The organism is Streptomyces sp. NPDC055189, assembly GCF_053606765.1.
Genome location: NZ_JBSGSG010000001.1, coordinates 18,873 through 37,966, shown reverse-complemented (window position 1 = coordinate 37,966; position 19,094 = coordinate 18,873). Strand labels below are relative to the sequence as shown.

Here is a 19,094-nt window from a genome sequence, read left to right as displayed (position 1 = left end):
CCCTCCGTGCCCGTTCAGAAGATCGGCATGTCGATGTCGATGCGCTTCTTCTCCCGGCCGGCAGGCTGCGGGCGGCCATGGGAGGCCGCGCCGCTCGGATCCGGGGCGCCGCCCGCGGGCTCCGCGCAGCGGCTGCGGCTGTCGCGCAGGTTCTCCTCGGCCGCCCGGGTGTAGGGGTGGGCCTGGCCGAGCCGGGTGCGCAGCCCTGCCGCGGTCTGCTCGTCGAGCTGCCGGGCCGCCTCGGGCAGGCCCGCGGCCATCAGCGTGTTCGCCTGCCCCAGACAGGCGAGCAGGGTGCAGGGGTGCTGGGCGCCGAGCGTCTGGGCCAGACCGCGGCGTCCCTCCTCGCCCCAGTCGGGGTGCGGGGCGCTGTAGCCCGACTCCCGGGTCAGCAGCGCCAGGTTCACCCGGCAGATATGGGTGAAGGGGTGGTCGGGGCCGAAGACCTGTTCGTAGGTCGGCAGCGCGTCGGCCACCAGCTGCCGGGCACGCTCGTGGCGGCCCAGCGCGCGAAAGTCCGCGGCCAGGCTCAGCACGCAAGCGAGGGCGTGGGGGTGGCGGGCCCCGCCCAGCTCCCGGTAGAGCTCCAGGGCCGTCTCATCCAGCCGCTGCGCCTCGCGTACCAGGCCGGAGCCGCCGCAGCGGCGCAACGTGGCGGCGAGGCTGCGGGCGGTGTGCGAGCGGTCGATCCGGGCTCGCTCGCCCATCTGGGTAAAGCGGTCGTAGGCCTCTCGCAGCCGTACCCGGGAGGTTTCGTACTGGCCCAGTTCCCGGTAGTAGGTGCCCAGGTTGCGGGCGGAGACCCAGGTGCGGTGGTGTTCGCTGCCCAGTACGCGCCGGCGGCGTTCATAGGTTTCGCGGTCCAGCTGGATGGCTTCCTGGGGGGCGCCGGTCATGGACAGCGAGACCGCGAGGTTGCTGGCGGCGCTGAGCGTGTCGGGGTGTTCGTCGCCGAAGGTGTGCCGGTAGCCGTCCCAGGTGGCCTGGTCCTCGGCGAACGCGTCGGGGAACCGGCCGGCGTACAGCAGGTCGACGCCACGGCTGCGGGCGGCCGTCAGGGAATGCGGGTGCTCAAGACTCAGGATGGTGCGCAGTTCCTCCAGGGCGGGCGAGTTGAGCTGCTCGGCCCGGCCGAACTCGCCCAGCGCGCGGTGCGCGTTGGCCAGCTGCACGCGCAACCGGGGCAGCAGCGGGTCGTCGGCCAGCGGCGCTGCCTCCCAGCGGGCCAGGACTCTGGTGCCCAACTCCACGGCGGTGAACCACTGGTAGGTGCGCCACAGATAGCGCACCTGGTTGACCAGCCAGCGCCGCACGGCGACGTCGGTGCTGTCCAGGGCGCCCGAGGGACTGATGTGCCGGACGAGTTCGCCGTACTGGGCGCCGTAGGAGGCGCTGTCGGCCGAGGCGTCGGGCGGCGCGTAGTCCGCGAGGATGCGCAGCACCTGGTGGCGGGTGAGGTGCTGGATCTCCTCGTCCATGTGGTCGCGCAAGAACGCCAGGAACAGGGTGTGCGACAGGATGCGGCCCCCGCCCTGGTAGTCGACCCGCACCAGGGCACGCCGGGACAACTCGTGCAGGACACAGGGGAACAGGACGCTGTCCGCCAGCCGCACGTCGGGCGCGGAGAACAGCTCCAGGGCGCGCGGCGAGTGCAGCAGATCCAGGGCCACACCGTCCGGTGACAAGAACGCGATCAGCTCAAGGAGCCGGGTTCCCGCGGGCTGCTCGCGGCGCAGATCATCCAGGGTGATGCGCCAGGACGCGGCGGTGGAGGCCGCGTACTCCGCATCGTCGGCGAGCACGGGCTGGCGCAGCGCACCTTCGAACCGGACGATGTAGGAGTCCACCGCGCGGGCGGGGGGCTGGTCTGTTGTGTCCAGTGCCGCGGCCGCCTGCTCGACGGTCTGGGGCAGGTGCCCGATGGTGGCCAGCAGCCGCTGGGCGTCGTGCTGCTCCAGGTGCGGCAGGCGCCGGTGCAGCATCTCCAGGCTCTCGGCGGGGGCGAACGCCTCGACCCGCAGCGGGGCGACGGTGTCCTTCCAGCCCTCGCTGCGCGAGGTGATCAGAACGTGGCCGGTGCCCGGCTCGGGCAGCAGGGCCACGATGTCGCCCGGGGTGTCCGCGTTGTCGTACACCAGCAGCCACCGGCCGTGCCGTCGCTCCTGCCCGCCCAGTGCACGCAGCATGGCCTCCACCGCGGTGGGCCTGGAGTCCGACGCCGCCACGTCCAGCTGCACGGCCAGCGCGGCCAGTGAGCGCCGCACCGAGATGGCCTGGCGGGCGTCGATCCACCACACCACGTCGTAGTCGGCGGCGAAGCGGTGCGCGTACTCCAGGGCGATCTGGCTCTTGCCGATGCCCGGCCTGCCGCTCAGCACACAGGGTTTGGCACCGACCCCGGGCGAGAGCCGCTCCCGCAGCTCCGCGATCATCGCTTCGCGTCCCACGAACACCGGGTTGAGCGGGGCGGTCAGCCGCACGGCGGGCGCGCGGCCGGGGAAGCGCGGACCGCTGTCCGCCGGGTCGCCGTCCACCAGCGGGGGCAGCGCGGCGATCCGCCCCAGCTGCTCGATCAGCAACTGCCGGGCGGTGTCCTCGTCGTGGTCTTTGAGATTGACACCGGGAATGGCGGTGAAGGCGTTGTCCACGCTGCGGTCCTGGCCCTCCTCCACGCGCACGGCCACCAGCCCGGGCGGCCCGGTGGGACTGCCCGCACGGCCGCGCAGGAAGAGCTCCACCACCGGCCCGGCATCCGGCGCGAGAGCCAGCGCCGGCGAGAGGACGACGACGGTCGAATCCACCTCGGGCAGATCCTGGCCCGGCTCGCTGCCCGGCGGCCGCTCCTTGAGGACCATGCCCGCCTGCTCCAGCTGTACGCGGATCCAGTCGGCCCACAGCCGGTCCCGGGGCGATGAGACCACGTAGGCGGTGCGCGGGGCGTCGGCGGGCTGCCGCTCGAAGCGGCGCAGATACATCCGCCGGCGGCCCTCGTCCAGCGGCACCAGCCGGGTGACGGCGCGCCGGGTGATCTCGCCGGTGAGCCGCTCGTACGCCGAGAGCAGAGTGTTGCCCGCATCGGGTCGGTCGTGGAAGGGGGCGAGCACCTCTTCGTACGCATACTGCGGGAAGTAGGGGATCTCGACCTCGGTCCAGTACCGCAGCTGATCCGTGTCCTGCGCTTCGGGCAGCAGCCGGGCGAAACGCTGGTGGCACAGCGCGAGGCTCAGTTCCCTCTTGGCGGGCTCGCCCTGCTCGACCCGCATGGGCACGGGCAGGATGCGCACCTCGTGCGGTGCATCGCGCCGCAGGGCGTCGGCCATCGCCGCGGCCCCCTCGATGGCCTGGCTGTTCATGGTGAAGCCCACGACCATCACGTCCGGCGGCAACGGTGGACACAGGCCCGGGCTCTCCCTGCGCCCGGCGGAGGTGTCGATGAGCACGTAGTCGTAAGGACCCGAGCGGATCGCCGAGCACAGCGTCTGGGCGAATCGGCGTCCCGCCGTACTGTCGCGCAGCGCCGGCCGGTCGAGGGCGGCGACGGCATCGGCGTAGGCACTGTCCTGGCGGCCCGCGCCGAGGAAGTCGATGCGCCCGGCCGGGTCGGTGAAGGTCCAGTGCAACGTCATCGTGTGCTGCTCGAGGTCCAGGCCGAGGCCCGGCTCCCGGCCGGGGGCCGGGGGCTCAGCCGCCGCCCCCTGGTCGAGCAGCATGTCCACGAGGCCGGGGGTCTGCGTCAGTTCGGGGTCGGTCAAAAAGGGCCGCAGATAGCGGTGCAGCCCGGGCGACGGCAGGTCCCAGTCGATCAGCAGTACGCGCCGTCCGGCCCCGGCGAGTATCCAGGCCACATTGGCGGCGGCCATGGTACGGCCGACTCCGCCGGTGGACGAGTGGAAGCTGACGACGGTGGGGCGGGCATGCTCGCCCTCGGGCGGCGGTCCTGCCGACGGCGCGGTCGGGGCGGGGGCAGGCGGCGAGTCCAGCGGCGGCGTCTGCCCGGGTGAAGTCGCCCCGGGTAAAGAGGGAATGGTCGGTTCCATCGCGGCCCCCCGCTGCTGCTCTCCTGCCCGGACCGTGATCGGTACATCGAGCCGGTCCGCGTTCGGCCCTCCAGCCTTCCCAGTTTAGGGACACGCGGACGCCGTGGGTATGGTGCTGTGCCGAACTGGCCTGTTGCCGGGCGCGGTTAGGCACTTGGGCGCAACAACGACCGGGCCCCGTGGGCGGGAGCTTGGCCTACGCCCACGGAGCGGGTCCGCGTGGTGCAGGGCGCAGCCATAGGCCCGTGCCGTCGCTGCCTCTCACCTCACCAGATGAGAACTCCGCCGCCCATCGCGAGGGCTCGCCTCGCCGTGTCCTCGATGATCGACAGCCGGTCGCAGATCGCGTCGCGGTGCTCCGTGATCGACCGCACGGGTTCCGTGCCCGCGACGATCGTCTCCAGGTTCTCGCGAAGCAGCAGGCACTCGCGCAGGAAGGCCGGGACCTGTCCGGGATCGACTTGCAGGTCGGCATCGGCCAGGACCGGAAAGAAGCCCGCCCCCAACGACCGCACCACCGGCGCACCCCACACGCGTGTGCGCCAGCTCTCGAACCCCGCGGAGTCCGAGCATCCCTCCGGAACGTCCAGCACCTGCCTTCCACCGTCCGCGCCGACCACGAAGACATCCACCGACAGGCTCATGCCCTCAGTCGATCACAGCGTTGACCGGGCGGTCCAAGGAGTTTGCTCGACGGCGGCCGGGCTCTACTGCTCCTGCCGGTCTCCCCGCTCCTGTGCCTGGTCGTGCGCGGATTTCCGGCCTGCGCCCTGGCACCCCTGCTCGGCACGCAGAAGGAATGCCGCTCGGGATGGGGACAGGTCCTCAGCAGGTCCTCAGCCATGAGCCGCTGACCGGCGGGATAGAACGGCCGCCCCGCGACGGCCAGTGAGGACACCTCCAAGCCCGGACTGTCATCGTTGTGTCAGTCGCAATCACCATGTCCCTTCGCGCCGTCGCAGACTTGCAGGACGCAGTGGCCCTGGCGGCCGCCGTGTCCTTGTCCGTGACGACATCTGGGGACATCACACCGTGAGCGAACGCGTCATCGCGCCCAAGAACCGGGGCTTCCTGTTCCTCGACTCCCACCCGGACGGCTGCCGACAGCTGGTGGACGAGATGTGGAAGGCCGTCCCCGCCCCGGCCTTGGCCCGGGGCGAAGGACCGGTGGCTCTGATCATCGGCTCGTCCGCCGGGTACGGCTTGGCCGCCACGATCGCGGGCCTGGCCCGAGTGGGCATCCGCGGCATCGGCGTCTGCTCCGAGAAGGCGCCCGCCCGGCGCACCGGCACAGCCGGCTGGTATCGCACCGCCGCCACGGCCCGGCTCGCTCAACAGCACGGCCGGGACATGGTCTTCGTCAATGGCGACGCCTTCAGCGACGCGGTCAAGGAGGAAGTCGCCGACCTGATCACCGAGCGGTTCGGGGGCCGACTCGACTACCTGATCTACTCGGTGGCAGCGCCCCGCCGCACGGACCCGGACACCGGCACGGTCTATGCCTCGGTCCTCAAGCCGGTCGGCTCGCCGCACACCACCAAGACCCTCGTCTTCGACGAAACCGGCGCCCCGGAGGTCAAGGAAGTCACCACCGCGTCGGCCGAGGACGACGACATCGAGCAGACCGTGGCAGTGATGGGCGGTACCGACTGGGAACGGTGGATCGCCTTCCTGGCCGACCGCTCCCTGCTCGCCGACGGGTTCACCACCGCGGCCCTGTCCTACATCGGCTCGCCGCTCACTGCGGCGATCTACCGGCAGGGCACCATCGGCGCTGCCAAGACCCATCTGGAAGCCACCGCACACACGCTGGACGAACGCCTCGGCAAGAGTCTGGGCGGCCGGGCAGTGACCTCGGTCAACGCCGCAGCCGTCACCCAGTCCTCGACCGCCATCCCCGGCATCGCCCTGTATGTCGGGCTGCTGCGCGGCGCCCTGGGCGAAGCCATGGTGCCCCCGATCGGCCAACTGGTGCAGCTGTGGGACCAGCTGACCGGTGCCCACCCCCTGACCCTCGACGACGAGGGCCGCATCCGCCTCGACACCTGGGAACTCGCCCCCGCCGTCCAAAGCGCCGTCGCCGAACGCTGGAACGCCGCCACCAGCGCCACGATCACCGACCTCGCCGACCTCGACTGGTTCCGCGACGAAGTGCGCCGCCTCTACGGCTTCGCCGTCCCCGGCATCGACTACACCGCCCCCGTCGAGACCGACACGCCCTGGCCCAGCTCAACCCCCTGACCACGCCTCAACTCCCTGACGAGGCAAGCGACGAACTCGAGCAGTGGGGTACCCGGCTCCTTTGGGGGCAGGAGGAGAGGACCGTGGCCCCGGTGTGCACGCGAAAAGAGGTGCCCCTTGCTCAGGCTGCGGGTCAGTGCTCCCGTAGACGAGCACCAAGGGCACCCGGGCCCGCAGGTGCAGGGGCCGCTAGGTCACCCGAGGCGGAAGGTCCGGATCTTGTTCAAGGGATTTCAGGTCAGGCGAGTGCAGGTCGACGAAGCATCCGTCTTCGTCCGCCACGGCGGAGAGGGCCCGCCGGTGGTGCTGCTGCACGGACACCCCCGAACCTCCGCGACCTGGCATCGGGTCGCACCCCGCCTCGTCGAGCGCGGCTTCACCGTCGTCTGCCCCGACCTGCGCGGGTATGGCCGGTCCACCGGCCCGGCACCCACCGCCGACCATGCGGGGTACTCCAAGCGGGCGGTGGCAGGTGACGTAGTCGAGGTCATGCGCTCCCTCGGTCACGCCCAGTTCGCGCTGGCGGGGCATGACCGGGGAGGAGCTGTCGCGCTGCGTCTCGCGCTCGATCATCCCGACGCGGTCTCGCGGGCTGCGCTGCTCGACTGTCTGCCCATCAGCGAGCACCTGTCCCGCATCACGGCCAAGTTCGCCACGCAGTGGTGGCACTGGTTCTTCTTCGCCCAGCCGGACATCCCCGAGCGGGTCATCAACGCGGACCCGGACAGCTGGTACCGCGGCGATCCGCACCGCATGGGCCAGGACAACCACGACGAGTGGCGTGCGGCCATGAGGAATCCCGACGTGGTGCGGGCGATGCTGGAGGACTACCGTGCCGGCCTGACCGTCGACCGGCGGCACGAGGAGGACGATCGCGCCGCCGGAACCCAGATCCGGTGCCCGGCCTTGATCCTCTGGTCACTCCGGGACGACCTCGAAGACCTGTACGGGGAACCGCTGGAGATCTGGCGCCGGTGGGCACCGGATCTGCAGGGTCACGGCATCGACTCCGGGCACCACATGGCCGAAGAGGCCCCCGAGGCGCTCGCGTCCCACCTTGCGGACTTCTTCCCCGGACGACCGGGGTAAGAGAGCGCCGGGCAGCCATCTACCTCATGGCGGACAACGGCACCGATCCGCGCCTCTCACACGCTGCGAGCTCGCGAGCCCTTCCCGTCTCGTCGTCCGCGATTCCGTGTAGCCGAACAGCAAGCTTGTCCGAAATGCCCCGGAGCCAGGCCAAGTTCACTGCGCGGCGGAGCGCCGGGCCATCGAACGCCGCAACTGCGCGCCCACGGGCTCGGGAATGTGTTCCCCCTCGGCGCTGGCCACCACCATCTCCGCAACCCGCCGCAGTTTGGTGTTGGTGCGCTGGGAGGTGTCCACCAGCACCTCCCACGCATGCTCTGCACCACAGCTCCCTACGGCCATCAGCACGCCGCGCGCCTGGTCCACCACCGGCCGGGCGGCGAGCGCCTCATGCAGCTGTGCGACCTCCCGCCGCAATCCCTCGACGTCTGGCGCGCTGGGCTCCGCACCGGGCACTGCTGCTGCCCGATGCTGTTCCGGGGCCCGTGCTGGGGGCGGCAGTGCCACAGCTCGTGCCTGAGCCCGGCCGACCGTACAGAGCGAGGGCCTGCGCTTATTACGCCCCTCACGGCTGAGCTTGCGGAACAGTCGGCTCGCGTCCGACGCTTGACGAGCCCGCACCATCAGCTCGTCCGCATGACTGTGCGTGGTCTCCAACTGCTCCAGCAGAGCTTTTACATCTACCGCCATATGATTCGGCTTCCCACAAATCATTGCTTCATGACAAGTCTTCGTGCTGCTGACCCAGTCGCAGCTGACGTGCTTGCGGCTGCCCGTTATGCGGAAGCGGGGAATCTCCAGGTAATCGACTGGAACGGGTTTCCTCACGTGCAGTTCAGGGGTGGCCCCGAGGGGCATCCTCAACATCGCTGCCGGGAGAAGTAGCTACCGGTGGCTTGCTCCCCGGGAGGGTGACGACCGCGCGCACGGTCGTACCGCCGTGGTCGTCTCTGCTCTGCTCCCACCGACTCGCCAGGGCTTCGACGATCAGCAAACCGCGGCCGTGCTCGGCATCGGGCGCGGCCTGCCGGGCGTGGAGCCGGCGGTGAGGGCCGCGGTCGCCGACGCTGACGGCGGCTTCGTCGTCGGTGAGGGTGATCTCGACGGTGATCTCGGCACTGCTGGTGTAGGTCACCGCGTTGGTGGCCAGCTCACTGACGATCAGCTGCAGGTCCGCGCGGACGGCCTCGGCCACGCCCCAATCGGCAAGGGTGAGGCCGACGTAGGCACGGGCCTCCCCCGGGGTGCGCTCGGAGTGGCCGGGCAGTCGCAGGCAGGTGCTCAGCGAGTGGGACCTGCTGGTGGGCGACTCGGCCGCATGGTCTCTGGGTGCTGCGCGCTTCATCACGCCGGCGCCGCCTCCTCTGGCGTCAATGGGCCACAGGGCGCTCGGAGGGAACAGTGCTGCGGGTAGAGGGCGCAGGCTGATGTGCCGCGCAACCATGCGTGCAGGGCAATCCGCTCGCCGTACGTCCAGGCAATCTCCCGCTCCGCCGGGGCGATAACAGCATTCACCTCACCGCGCAGCACCAGGCTCTCTACCGTGCGCCAGCCGATTCGCCGGCGACGCGGGAGGCCGAGCGGTGCCAGGTCATACACCTCCTGGAGGACCGGCCAGCCGCACGCGTCAGCGAAGCCGCGGAGGTCCACGAGCGTCCGCGCCACTATCTGCGAGTCGGTACGGCAGGTGTAGAGCACGCCACAGGGGCGGCCGGGGGCCGCACCGACCAGGGTGGCAAGGGGTACGGCGGACGCATAGGCCGGAATCTTGGACATCGCGCCTCAGCTCCAAGGCAGTTGAGGGTAGGGCTGTGGGGCACAAGCCCCCGAGCGCATTGCCGCGGTGCTGCGCACGGGTTGAGTGCAAGGGGCTCATGGCTCGCCTCGCCGACCGAGTCGGCTTCGGCCCCGGTGGTCGACGTCCCGCCTCTGCGGAGGCTGCGGCCGAGGGAACGGCCCGCCCGAGGAATCGAAAGGCCGCGAGCCGCTCGGGCTCGCCGGGTGAGAACCGCAGCGTCGACCTCGACACTGATCCACACCGCGATGGATGCCCTCGCGCGGCCTCACGCCGAACGCGTTGGTGCACGAGGGATCGCCGGCGACCGGGGTCTGGTCCATCCAACGGGCGCCCCGTTTGCTTGCCGTGCCGGATGACATGAGAGGTGCCTCCGTCAATCGGGCGATGCGCGGATCGCTAGGCGAGGAAGGGGCGGGGCCGTTCCGGTGCACAACTACAGTCCTCCGTCTGATAGTTGCCGTGCAAGCTCAAGTGAAATCTTCACTTGGATTGGTATATGCAATGCAAGATGCTCTGTCCTTTGCAAGGAGGACTTCAGGTGCCAGACTCGGGACTCCAAGCCACGGTTTGGCGGACTCTCGCCTCGGTGCGCGGGGCACAAGCCTGAGTTCGCGGCACTCTGGGCAGAATCGGATGGACTCAAGGAGGACGCGTGGCAGCTCCCACCGGACCTACCGTCCGGCGCATGCAGCTCGGCGCGGAGCTCGAACGTCTACGGAAGCAGGCGGGCTTCACCAACCACAAGGACGTGGTCGACGGTCTACCGATCAGTGAGTCTCAGTACTACCGAGTGGCGCGAGGCCTGTCCGCGTTCCGCAAGCAGAGCGACCTCATCGCAGTCCTCGAGCGGTTCGGTGTAACAGACGAGGACGATGTGCAGTTCCTCGTCGACATTCACCGCGACAGCCTCAACCGCGGATGGTGGTCGATATACGCCCGCACCATGCCCTCCGGCATGGCCATGTACGTTGGTCTGGAGGATGGCGCCCGATCACTCCGGTGCTGGCAACCGAACCTTGTGTTTGGCCTGCTACAGACCGACGAGTACGCCCGCGCCGTCTTCCAGCACGCGAAGACAGTCGAAGAACGCACCACCGAGTTCGTCGAGCGCGGAATCGAGCTCCGCAAGGAGCGTAGAAGTGTCCTGACGCGCGAGAAGGCACCCGAGGTCCGCGCGATCCTTGACGAGGCGGCGTGCCACAAAGTGATGGGGAGCAGCGCCATCATGCGCGCACAGATCGAGCACCTGATCGAACTCTCCGAGCTGGAGAACATCACGATCCAGGTTCTTCCGATGACCACGCCGACCTACAGGTGTTCCCACAACTTCACGCTGCTCGAGTTCGATCACCCGCTTCCTTCCGTGGTGCAAATGGACACCGTGGACGGCGGATCGGAAATCAGCGACAAAGACACCGCCATCTGGCAGTTTTCCCGCAGGTTCGAGGCCCTGCGAGACGGCGCTGTCCCCGTAGGAGACACGCCCAAGTTCCTGCACCAACTATCCCGAAAGATTTGACATGACATCCACCTTGAACGCTCTGGACCTCGCGCCCCGTGGCAGTTGGTTCAAGTCGTCGTACAGCGACGCCGGCAACAACTGCATCGAGGTCGCCAGCCTCCCCTCGGCCATCGCCGTTCGTGACTCCAAGGAGAAGAACGGCCCGGCCTTCGCCGTATCGCCGCGTGCGTTCGCCGCGTTCGTCGCATGCGCGAGCGCGGGAACGCTGACCGGCTGACGCTCACTGCGAAGAACGGCACGGTCCCCCTCGAACGGGCCCTAGGGACCGGGCCGTTCGCAGCCGGGACATCCCGGAAGATCTACAATCCGCCAATGATCGCCGACCTGCAATGCGTGGTGTTGGACTGCCCGGACCCGGCGGAACTTGCCGCGTTCTAGCAGGCGTTGCTCGGTGGCAGCGTCAACCAGCAGGACGAGCGGTGGGCAGTTGACGATGGCTGGGCGACACTGCACACGCCCTCCGGTCTCGTACTCGCCTTCCAACGGGTAACGGAGCACCGGCCGCCCCTGTGGCCCGACCCGGACCGGCCCGCTCTCGCGTCGCATCGTGGAGCATGGGTGCCCGGGCAGCGGTGGTGAACATCACCAGCACGGGCGTGACCGTGTTCGGTTAGGTTCGTGCGACGCACCACCGTCCGAGAAAGCAGCCCGACATGCGCACGACGCCCACCAGCCCGCTCACCCCCGCAGACCTCGCGGACGGCTGGCGCAAGGCCGGACTCGAAGAGGGCATGGACGTGATCGTGCACTCCTCGTTGTCCAGCCTCGGTCCGGTCGATGGCGGCGCGGCCACCGTGGTCGACAGTCTGCGCAGCGTTCTCGGCCCCACCGGGACACTGGCCGTCCCGACCTTCACCTGGCAGGTCACCGACCCCGATCCCGACCACGTCGGCGTGCCCACCACAGATGTGACCACGCGCCGGGCCGCGGTGCCGGCCTTCCATGCGGACCTGGACACCACCAGCATGGGCGCCATCCCCGACACCGTGCGCGCACTGACCGAAAGCATCCGGAGCACGCACCCCCAAGCCTCCGTCACCGCCATCGGCGCACGGGCCGCGGAGATCGCCGCTCACCAGCCGCTGGGCTTCGCCCTCGGCCCCGGCTCGCCGTTCGGGCGGTTGCACGACCTGGGCGGGTACATCCTGCTCGTCGGCGTCGGCCACGACCGCAATACCTTCCTCCACCACGTCGAGACCCTGACGCCCAGCCCGCGCCTCAAGGTCCGGCGCTTCCCCTACGCCATCAACGGTGAGCGCGTGTGGGTGGAGACACTCGATGTCGGCAACGACAACGGCCGGCACTTTCCGACCGTCGGCCGAGAGTTCGAGGAGCAGGCCGGCACCCCGGAAACCATCGTGGGCAACGCCCCTTGCCGGCTGATCCCCATTCAGCCTCTGGTCGCCTTCGCCGTCCCCCGGCTCACCGAACTGCTCGCCGCTGACGCCGCCTGCCTCGCAGAGGAGTAAGGCGAGGGCTCCGGCCTACTGGGCGCAGATGGACCGCTGGTAGACCTGTCGTCGTCGGCGTACGGCACGTATCTGCCGCGCTGTTTGCAGGTTCGGCGCGGCCGGAGACGGAGCGTCCTATCCGGCGAAGCCGGTCGCGCATGCCCCGGGGCGGCGGCAGCTGCCGTGCACAGCAGCACGGACTCCCGGCTCGTAGCGCCTCCTGTACCTGGTGCGGGGGTCAGACCCCCGGCGCCGCACTCAACGAGCCGGGCAGAGCCTCTCCCGCCCCGTGAGGAAGATCACTGGGGACAACCCGGGGCATCCGCACATCATCCTCCTTCGTGATCAAGGAGTTCGCAGCGGCAGCTGCGGGCCGAGGCCGAGTGGCCGGTTCGTCGGATTCAGATAAGGCAAGACCATCCATGCCCCCCGAAAAGCGCATTCTGGCGCGCGCAACGCGTCGCCATGTTCTCGCGGCCACCGTCCTGGGTGTCATGACTCCCGTAGGGGTCGGCATAGGCATGGCCGTCCGCGCGCAGAGTGACCCCGCCAGCAGCCCCGTCACGCCCCACCAGTCACCCGACATGGACACGGCGGCCCCCTCAGGTACGTGGGCGGCCTCCGGGCCTCAGCCCGTGACCGAGGAAGCGGTCGTGCAGATCGTCGCGCATCCCGACGACGACCTGTTCTTCATCAATCCGGAGGTCGGGCAGTCGCTGCGCAGCGGTCGGCCCCTGGCCACCGTCTATCTGACGTCCGGGGAGTCCAACGGCGTCAACGGGCCCCGGGAGGGCACCGGCCGGGGCGTCCCCCGCCTCGCGCCCGACAAGCCCAAGTTCGCCAAGGCACGCCAGAACGGCATTCGCGCCGCCTACGCGGAGATGGTCACCGGACAGCCGGGCCACCCCTGGCAGCGCTCGGTCATCGCGACGGCGGGCGGCGGGCAGGCGGAGCTCGACACTTTGCAGGGGTATCCCCACATCCAACTGGTGTGGACGCTGCTGCACGAGGCTGGCAGCATCTCCGGCGACCGCCCGCACAGCCTGCACGGCTTGTGGGAGGGGCGGGTCGGGGTGCTCGGCTCCCAGTTGGCGCACGGCGGTGTGGTCACCCGCGACTTCTCGTACACCAAGGAACAGCTGATCCAGACCCTGGTCGGCTATCTGGAGCGGTTCGGGCCGACGCAGGTGCGGATGCAGAACCCGACGCCGGGGCGTCTGGACCGTAACCTCAAGTGCTCCGACCACCAGGATCACCGGTTCGGCGCCCGGTTCGTCCAGCAAGCTCTGGCCCGGTATGCCGCCTCCGGATCGCGTCCGCACTTCACCGTGCAGACCTACATGGGTTACTTCAACGGCGGCCTGCCCCAGGCGCTCGACCCCGCTTCCGGCGCGTCCAAGGCCCGCACCCTCGAGACGTACGCCGGGGGTGATGCCCCGCACGACGCGTGCAAGGACACGGCGGGCTGTGGTGACCTCAAGGTCGCCGCGAGCCCCAAGCCCCGCTGGTCGCACAGCATCCACCACGCCGGCGAGAGCGGCGCCGACTGGCTGCTGGCGGGCAAGGACGACAGCCTGTGGGCCTTCGCCGTACTGGACGGCCGGATCGCCCACTGGCACCGGCCGGGCGGCAGCGGCGCGCGGTGGAAAGGCGGCCGGTGGACGGGTCCCGTGCTCCAGACGGAGACCGGAATGGATACGGGTGTGCGGCCGGTGGCCCTGCCCGACGGACGCATCGCCGTCTTCGGCACCCGCACGCTGCTGGGCGACCATCCGGCCGACTACCGCAAGGAAGTGGGATTCATCGTTCAGCAGGCCCCGGACAAAGCCTTCGGTCTCTGGCAGTCACTGGGCAGCCCGGAGCTGTCGGATGAGGTCGGTACCCACGACATCAGCGGGCCCGCGGCCGTGGTGCACGCCGACGGCACGATGTCGGGGTTCCTGCGCGACAGCAGCCATCAGCTGACCGCGCGCCACCAGCAACCGGACGGGACGTGGACGCCCTGGCGCGCTCTGGGCGGCAAGGCCGTGCACGGCGACCCGGTCGCCGTGCGGGATCGTGCCGGGAGAACCTGCGTCCTTGCCGCCACGCCGCACAGCGTCCTGGCCTGGATCCAGGACCGGCCCGGTGCTCAGGTGCGCGGCCCGCTGGCCACCGGCCTTCCGGCCACCACCTTGCCGTTGACCCTCCGGCCGGACGGCGACGGTGTCCGGGTCTACTACCGCGCCCCGAACTCCGGGAACGTCGGCTCGGCCCTCCTGCACGCGGACGGCCTCACCTCCTCCTCGGCGGGGCCGGGCCGGGTACGCCGCTCGTCCACCACGCACGCGTCGACGTCCGTCACCGAGCTGGGCGGGGCAGGCGGCTACGGCCCCGTCAGTGCCGCCCCGGACAACTCGGGCAGTGTCCTGCTCGCGGCCCGTGCCGCCACGGGCGATGTCGCCACGGCCTGGGGCACGCCGGGCACCGCCAGGAAGGGGCCGCAGTGGAACCACACCGGCGTCCTCCCCGCGGGTGCCCCCTCCAGTGCCGCGCTGGCGTCGGGCGGCGTCGCCCTGACCATGCTCGGCCTCGACAGCCGCCTGTACTGGACCCATGCCCCGCGCGGCGGAGGCCGCCTGGCTGCCTGGCAGCCCGTGGTGCCCACGACGGCGGGGAGGTCGAAGGCCTGATGCGGATGCCGATGCGGTCGCCTAACGCCGACCCGCTCGACCTGCGGCACCCGCGGGACAACCCGGAGGCCCGCGACCCGCAGGACAAGTTGGAAACCCCGGGCCCGCAGGACACCCCGGAGACACGGGTCCTCCCGCAGGACGCGCGTGACCCGTTCTTCGACAACGCGAAGTTCCTGCTGATCGTGCTGGTCGCTCTCGGCCACTCCTGGGAGCAGATCGTCAACGGCACGCATGTGCTCCAGGCGGTCCACACCCTGGTGTACGCGTTCCACATGCCGGCGTTCATCCTGCTGTGCGGCTACTTCTCGCAGCGCTTCACCGGCCGCCCCGACCAGGTACGCCGCCTGATCGAAGGGGTGCTGATCCCCTACCTCCTGTTCGAGGCGGCCTACTCCGCCACGAACAGCGCGGTGCGGGGCGAGCCCTACGTCTTCACCCCCACGGAACCCACCTATCTCTGCTGGTTCCTCATCGCCCTGTTCCTCTGGCGACTGAGCACACCCCTGTGGCGGGCGATCCGCTATCCCGTGCCGATCGCCGTGCTGATCTCCCTGGCGGCGGGCCTGACGACGATGGGCTACGACCTGGCGCTTCCGCGCGTGCTGATGTTCCTGCCCTGGTTCGTCCTCGGTCTGCACCTGCGCCCCCAGCACTTCGCCCTCCTGCGCACGAGGGCCGCCCGCCGCTGGGGTGTGGCGGCCCTGGTCTGCGCCGGGGCCGGGGCGTACCTGCTGATCCCCGCACCGGACGAGCACTGGCTCTCGATGGACGCCGGCTACACGGAGCTGGACGTGGGCTGGCCGCATTACCTGGCCGTGCGCATCGGCCTCTTCGCGCTCAGCGCGGTGCTGGTCGCCGCGTTCTTCGCCTGTGTGCCCCGGCGTCGTACGGTCTTCACCGCGCTCGGCGCGGCCACGATGTATCCCTATCTCCTGCACGGACTGCTGATCCGCGCGGGCGAGGCGGCGGGCTTGTACCCGGTCCTGAAGGACCTGGGCGCGGCCGGCCAGATCCTCCTCACCCTCGGCGTCATCACCACGGTGTTCCTGCTGTCGACGCCGCCGGTCCGGAAGCTGTTCCGCCGGCTGGTGGAACCCCGGCTGCCGCAGGTTGCCGTGCCGGTGGGCGAGCGGTCGAAGCAGCCCGAGTGATGGTCTGCCGGCGCCTGCGCCCGGGGACTACCCGGGAAAGGAGCCGGGGTCGACGCCGGTCAGGTCACAGCTTGCGTCCCACGACCGCGCCGCGACGGAGGCCTCGGCGAGGTGACTCCACACCGGTTCGCATCGGGGCTCGCCGCGCAGGCCGAAGACGCGCGGTCCCCACAACTGCCCTCCCAGCACGCCCGGATCGAGCACCGCCCGCACCGCGGGCCACGCGCCGGCATGCTTGCCCTGGACGACGAGAGCCGCAGGCGCCGTGCTCAGCCGTGCACCGGTCGTCCGCACATGGATGGGCGGGCGCGACGGGGTGAGGGAGTCCAGTGCGCCACCGGGATGCGCCACCACACTCGCCACCGGGCTGCCGACCGCACGCAGGCGGCGGTCGAGTTCGACGCCGTAGTACATCTGGGCCAACTTGGAGCGCCCGTAGGTGCGCTTGGGCTGGTAGTCCTTCCGGGACTGCAGGTCCTCCAGGTCGAGCCGCTCCGACTTGGCCGCGAAGCTGCCCATGGTCACCACCCGGGCCGCCGGAGCCGCCGTCAGCAGCGGCATCAGCCACCGGGTCAGCGCAAAGTGCCCGAGATGGTTCGTGCCGAACATCAGCTCATGGCCATCCCCCGTCTCCTGACGCGGCGGGTCATCCAGCGCGACGCCGGCATTGAGCACCACCGCGTCGAGGCGTTCCACCTCCAGTGATTCCGCAACCGTGTGGAGTGAGGAGAGGTCGGCGAGATCCAGCCGTACGGCCCGCACCCGCGCATCAGCAACATGCGCACGGATCGAAGCAATAGCGTCCCGGGCCTTCGCGGGATTGCGGCTGCCGAGTACGACGGTCGCTCCGGTTGACGCCAACTGCTCCGCGACGAAATACCCGATGCCGGCGTTGCCGCCGGTGACCAGAAAGACGCGGCCCTCGGCACGCGGCAGCCGTTGGACACTCCAGGGCGGGGTGGGGGATGCGGACGACATGGTGACAGGGCTCCCTTGCTGGTGAAGCAAGCTGCGGCTGCTTGCCGGCAACTCGACTCCCACGATTCCATCAGCCACCGACATATCGCCGACAGGTCATCGAAAGTTCTGCCGGCCGACCGACATCCCACCGCCACGGCGCTGGCCCCCTGGTCATGGCCCGCCGGTGAACACCACGTTGGCCAACCTGACTCACAGACCAGCCGGGCCACTCAAGGGCACGTGCAGGTTCGCCTTGCTGCCTGCTCCGGGATCAGGGGCAGCCGGCCAACTCCGCCCCGTCGCCGAACAGGATGAGCAGCAACCGTAAGCTCCGTTCATGAAATTCTTCCGGGCGCGCGGTCGAAGAAGCGATGGCAGGCCGCTGTCGGATCCCCCTGTGTCCCGGGCCGGAGCGCTGTACGAGGCCGGGCGTTATGCCGAGGCGGAGGCCGAGGCCCGCGCCGTGGCCGAGTCGCGGCCGAGCGACGACATGTACGTCCCCATTGCGCTGGGCATCGCCGCGCTCGCCACCGGCGCCCAGGGCCGCCACGCCGAGGCCCTCGCCACCTATGACCAAGCGCTGCCGGCCTCCGGCAGGATCTTTGGAGCCGATCACTGGCAGACGCTGAAGCTGCGCTCGGACCGCGCCCAGCAACTGACTGCGCTCGGCCGGCACGCCGAGTGCGAGGCAGAGACTACTGCCGTCGCCCTCGCCGCGGACCGCGGCGCAGGCCCGGAAATGCAGGTCCTGGCCGCGGCCGCCCGCAACGGACTGGTCTTCGCCCTCAACGCGCAAGGACGCCACCCGGAGGCCGAAGCGCTCGCCCGCGAGGCCCTGGCCGCCCTTCGCGCACGGGACCGGCTGTCGCTGGTCCTGCGGCTCGGCCTGGCCCGCAGCCTCAACGGCCAGGCCCGCCACGAGGAAGCCCTCGCCGAGGCGGAGGACGCCGGCAAACTGCGCCACAGGCTCCCCGCCGAACAATGCCGCCCGGAGACCGGTGCCGCCGAACTGGCCGTGGCCACCGCCCTCCTGGGACTGCACCGCATTTCCGAAGCCCGCCTCCAGGCCGCGGCCGCCCACGATGTCTGCCTGGCTTCCTTCGGCCCCGAGCACCGCCGCACCCTTGAGGCCCGGACGCTGCTCGACCGCATCGACGGCTCCACATAGCTCTGGTCCCTCCGCGAAAACCCGTTGGTGGATCGCAACGCCCCCTGCTACTTTTCCGGAGGCCGTGCGAGAGAACGAGGAGGTGGTACCCGTGAACGTATTCACATGGGTGCTCTCCTCCGGGGTCACGGTCGGGCGATAGGTCGTCCGGGAGCGCCGTTTCTGAGCCCTCCCGAAAGGCACGACCATGCATTTCACTTCTGAACAGCGTCTCGACGACGGTGTCCTCGAGCGCGCATTCACCCTCGGCGAGATCCCCGGCATCCTGTGGACGCCCGGCTCCGTCTCCACACCGGTACCAGCGCCGCTGATCCTGCTCGGCCACCCCGGCGGACTGCACCAGATGTATCCCCGGCTGGCGGGCCGCGCCCGGCAGGCCGCGGCGGACGGCTTCGCCGCGGCCGCCATCGAGCTTCCCGGTAGCGGTGACCGGCCCCGGTCCGCCGCCGCCGACCAGGCCCGCGCCGACCTGCGCCGGGCGCTGCAGGCCGGCGAGCCGGTCGGCGCGGACATCGTGGACCGGCTCGTCCTTCCCCTGGTGGACAAGGCGGTCCCGGAATGGCAGGCCGCCCTGGATGCCCTCCTTGCGCTGCCGGGGATCGGCGGCCCCGTCGGCTACTCGGGGGGAGTCATCTCCATCGGAACCCGGCTGACGGTGGTCGAGCCGCGCATCACGGCCGCCGTTCTGTTCGCCGGGAGTTTCGTGCCGCGCGCCATCCTCGAGGAGGCCCGCCAGGTCACCATTCCGCTGCACGTGCTGCTGCAGTGGGACGACGCGGGCAATGACCGGCAGCAGGCCCTGGACCTGTTCGATGCCTTCGGCTCCAAGGAGAAGACCCTCAACGCCAATATGGGCGGGCACACCGGCGTCCCGCAGTTCGCGGGAGACGCCGCGGCCCAGTTCTTCACCCGCCATCTGAAGTAATCGCGGGCCGGCCATCGCCGCGGGTCCCTGCCAACTCGGCGGGGGCCCGCACCCGTTGCTCGCGGCTCCGGCAAGTC

At 70.3% G+C, this 19,094-nt stretch carries 15 protein-coding genes and 1 pseudogene; 10 read left to right on the top strand and 6 right to left on the bottom strand.

The annotated features are described in order from the left end of the window. Positions 1-14: 14 nt before the first annotated feature. Positions 15-4,037 (bottom strand): FxSxx-COOH system tetratricopeptide repeat protein, encoded by a 4,023-nt coding sequence (gene fxsT, locus ACWFR3_RS00190; protein WP_453732216.1) that lies wholly within the window; start codon positions 4,035-4,037, stop codon positions 15-17. Positions 4,038-4,303: 266 nt separating this feature from the next. Continuing rightward, positions 4,304-4,681 carry a hypothetical protein gene (locus ACWFR3_RS00185; protein ID WP_453732215.1) on the bottom strand — a complete coding sequence of 126 codons (378 nt, stop codon included), beginning with the start codon at positions 4,679-4,681 and terminating at the stop codon, positions 4,304-4,306. A gap of 388 nt (positions 4,682-5,069) precedes the next feature. Between ACWFR3_RS00185 and fabV the strand changes: the two genes are divergently transcribed. Together fabV and ACWFR3_RS00175 are read left to right on the top strand one after the other, a co-directional pair. Then, positions 5,070-6,278 (top strand): enoyl-[acyl-carrier-protein] reductase FabV, encoded by a 1,209-nt coding sequence (fabV, locus tag ACWFR3_RS00180; RefSeq protein ID WP_453732214.1) that lies wholly within the window; start codon positions 5,070-5,072, stop codon positions 6,276-6,278. A 219-nt stretch (positions 6,279-6,497) separates the two neighbouring features. Beyond that, entirely contained in the window at positions 6,498-7,367 is an 870-nt protein-coding gene (locus tag ACWFR3_RS00175) for an alpha/beta fold hydrolase (protein WP_453732213.1), read from the top strand. A gap of 156 nt (positions 7,368-7,523) precedes the next feature. Here ACWFR3_RS00175 and ACWFR3_RS00170 read toward each other — a convergent pair whose 3' ends face one another. From ACWFR3_RS00170 to ACWFR3_RS00160, 3 genes are all read right to left on the bottom strand, one after another. Beyond that, positions 7,524-8,057, bottom strand: coding sequence for an ANTAR domain-containing protein (locus tag ACWFR3_RS00170; RefSeq protein ID WP_453732212.1), 534 nt, complete (start codon positions 8,055-8,057; stop codon positions 7,524-7,526). Positions 8,058-8,202: 145 nt separating this feature from the next. Next, positions 8,203-8,712 carry an ATP-binding protein gene (locus tag ACWFR3_RS00165; RefSeq protein ID WP_453732211.1) on the bottom strand — a complete coding sequence of 170 codons (510 nt, stop codon included), beginning with the start codon at positions 8,710-8,712 and terminating at the stop codon, positions 8,203-8,205. Then, positions 8,712-9,143: a hypothetical protein gene (locus ACWFR3_RS00160; protein WP_453732210.1), complete on the bottom strand. Its 432-nt coding sequence runs from the start codon at positions 9,141-9,143 to the stop codon at positions 8,712-8,714. Before ACWFR3_RS00160 ends, ACWFR3_RS00165 begins: the two co-directional genes overlap by 1 nt. A 674-nt stretch (positions 9,144-9,817) precedes the next feature. Here ACWFR3_RS00160 and ACWFR3_RS00155 point away from each other — a divergent pair. The 6 genes and pseudogenes from ACWFR3_RS00155 to ACWFR3_RS00130 all read left to right on the top strand — a co-directional run bounded on the left by ACWFR3_RS00155 (position 9,818) and on the right by ACWFR3_RS00130 (position 15,964). Beyond that, positions 9,818-10,684, top strand: a complete 867-nt coding sequence (locus ACWFR3_RS00155; RefSeq protein ID WP_453732209.1) for a helix-turn-helix domain-containing protein — start codon at positions 9,818-9,820, stop codon at positions 10,682-10,684. 1 nt (position 10,685) lies between these two features. Continuing rightward, complete coding sequence (locus ACWFR3_RS00150) at positions 10,686-10,904, top strand: DUF397 domain-containing protein (protein ID WP_453732208.1); 219 nt, start codon at positions 10,686-10,688, stop codon at positions 10,902-10,904. Between the two features lie 95 nt (positions 10,905-10,999). Next, positions 11,000-11,218: pseudogene (locus tag ACWFR3_RS00145) on the top strand (VOC family protein); the annotation flags it as partial. Positions 11,219-11,340: 122 nt separating this feature from the next. Continuing rightward, on the top strand, positions 11,341-12,156 hold the full coding sequence (locus tag ACWFR3_RS00140; protein WP_453732207.1) for an aminoglycoside N(3)-acetyltransferase: 816 nt from the start codon (positions 11,341-11,343) through the stop codon (positions 12,154-12,156). Between the two features lie 476 nt (positions 12,157-12,632). After that, positions 12,633-14,810 carry a PIG-L family deacetylase gene (locus tag ACWFR3_RS00135; protein ID WP_453732206.1) on the top strand — a complete coding sequence of 726 codons (2,178 nt, stop codon included), beginning with the start codon at positions 12,633-12,635 and terminating at the stop codon, positions 14,808-14,810. Between the two features lie 11 nt (positions 14,811-14,821). After that, positions 14,822-15,964: an acyltransferase family protein gene (locus ACWFR3_RS00130; protein WP_453732205.1), complete on the top strand. Its 1,143-nt coding sequence runs from the start codon at positions 14,822-14,824 to the stop codon at positions 15,962-15,964. Between the two features lie 27 nt (positions 15,965-15,991). On the opposite strand, the gene ACWFR3_RS00125 is transcribed toward ACWFR3_RS00130, so the two are convergent. Beyond that, positions 15,992-16,942, bottom strand: coding sequence for an SDR family NAD(P)-dependent oxidoreductase (locus ACWFR3_RS00125; RefSeq protein WP_453732204.1), 951 nt, complete (start codon positions 16,940-16,942; stop codon positions 15,992-15,994). Between the two features lie 319 nt (positions 16,943-17,261). Here ACWFR3_RS00125 and ACWFR3_RS00120 point away from each other — a divergent pair, with 319 nt between their 5' ends. After that, positions 17,262-18,092, top strand: coding sequence for a tetratricopeptide repeat protein (locus tag ACWFR3_RS00120; protein WP_453732203.1), 831 nt, complete (start codon positions 17,262-17,264; stop codon positions 18,090-18,092). 187 nt (positions 18,093-18,279) lie between these two features. Next, positions 18,280-19,017 (top strand): alpha/beta hydrolase, encoded by a 738-nt coding sequence (locus ACWFR3_RS00115; RefSeq protein WP_453732202.1) that lies wholly within the window; start codon positions 18,280-18,282, stop codon positions 19,015-19,017. Positions 19,018-19,094 lie beyond the last annotated feature (77 nt).

Bases quoted from the DNA above. Each gene is read 5' to 3' on its own strand.
- fxsT (WP_453732216.1), bottom strand. From the start codon at position 4,037: ATGGAACCGACCATTCCCTCTTTACCCGGGGCGACTTCACCCGGGCAG.
- ACWFR3_RS00185 (WP_453732215.1), bottom strand. From the start codon at position 4,681: ATGAGCCTGTCGGTGGATGTCTTCGTGGTCGGCGCGGACGGTGGAAGG.
- ACWFR3_RS00170 (WP_453732212.1), bottom strand. From the start codon at position 8,057: ATGGCGGTAGATGTAAAAGCTCTGCTGGAGCAGTTGGAGACCACGCAC.
- ACWFR3_RS00165 (WP_453732211.1), bottom strand. From the start codon at position 8,712: ATGAAGCGCGCAGCACCCAGAGACCATGCGGCCGAGTCGCCCACCAGC.
- ACWFR3_RS00160 (WP_453732210.1), bottom strand. From the start codon at position 9,143: ATGTCCAAGATTCCGGCCTATGCGTCCGCCGTACCCCTTGCCACCCTG.
- ACWFR3_RS00150 (WP_453732208.1), top strand. From the start codon at position 10,686: ATGACATCCACCTTGAACGCTCTGGACCTCGCGCCCCGTGGCAGTTGG.
- ACWFR3_RS00140 (WP_453732207.1), top strand. From the start codon at position 11,341: ATGCGCACGACGCCCACCAGCCCGCTCACCCCCGCAGACCTCGCGGAC.
- ACWFR3_RS00135 (WP_453732206.1), top strand. From the start codon at position 12,633: ATGACTCCCGTAGGGGTCGGCATAGGCATGGCCGTCCGCGCGCAGAGT.
- ACWFR3_RS00130 (WP_453732205.1), top strand. From the start codon at position 14,822: ATGCGGTCGCCTAACGCCGACCCGCTCGACCTGCGGCACCCGCGGGAC.
- ACWFR3_RS00125 (WP_453732204.1), bottom strand. From the start codon at position 16,942: ATGTCGTCCGCATCCCCCACCCCGCCCTGGAGTGTCCAACGGCTGCCG.
- ACWFR3_RS00120 (WP_453732203.1), top strand. From the start codon at position 17,262: ATGAAATTCTTCCGGGCGCGCGGTCGAAGAAGCGATGGCAGGCCGCTG.
- ACWFR3_RS00115 (WP_453732202.1), top strand. From the start codon at position 18,280: ATGCATTTCACTTCTGAACAGCGTCTCGACGACGGTGTCCTCGAGCGC.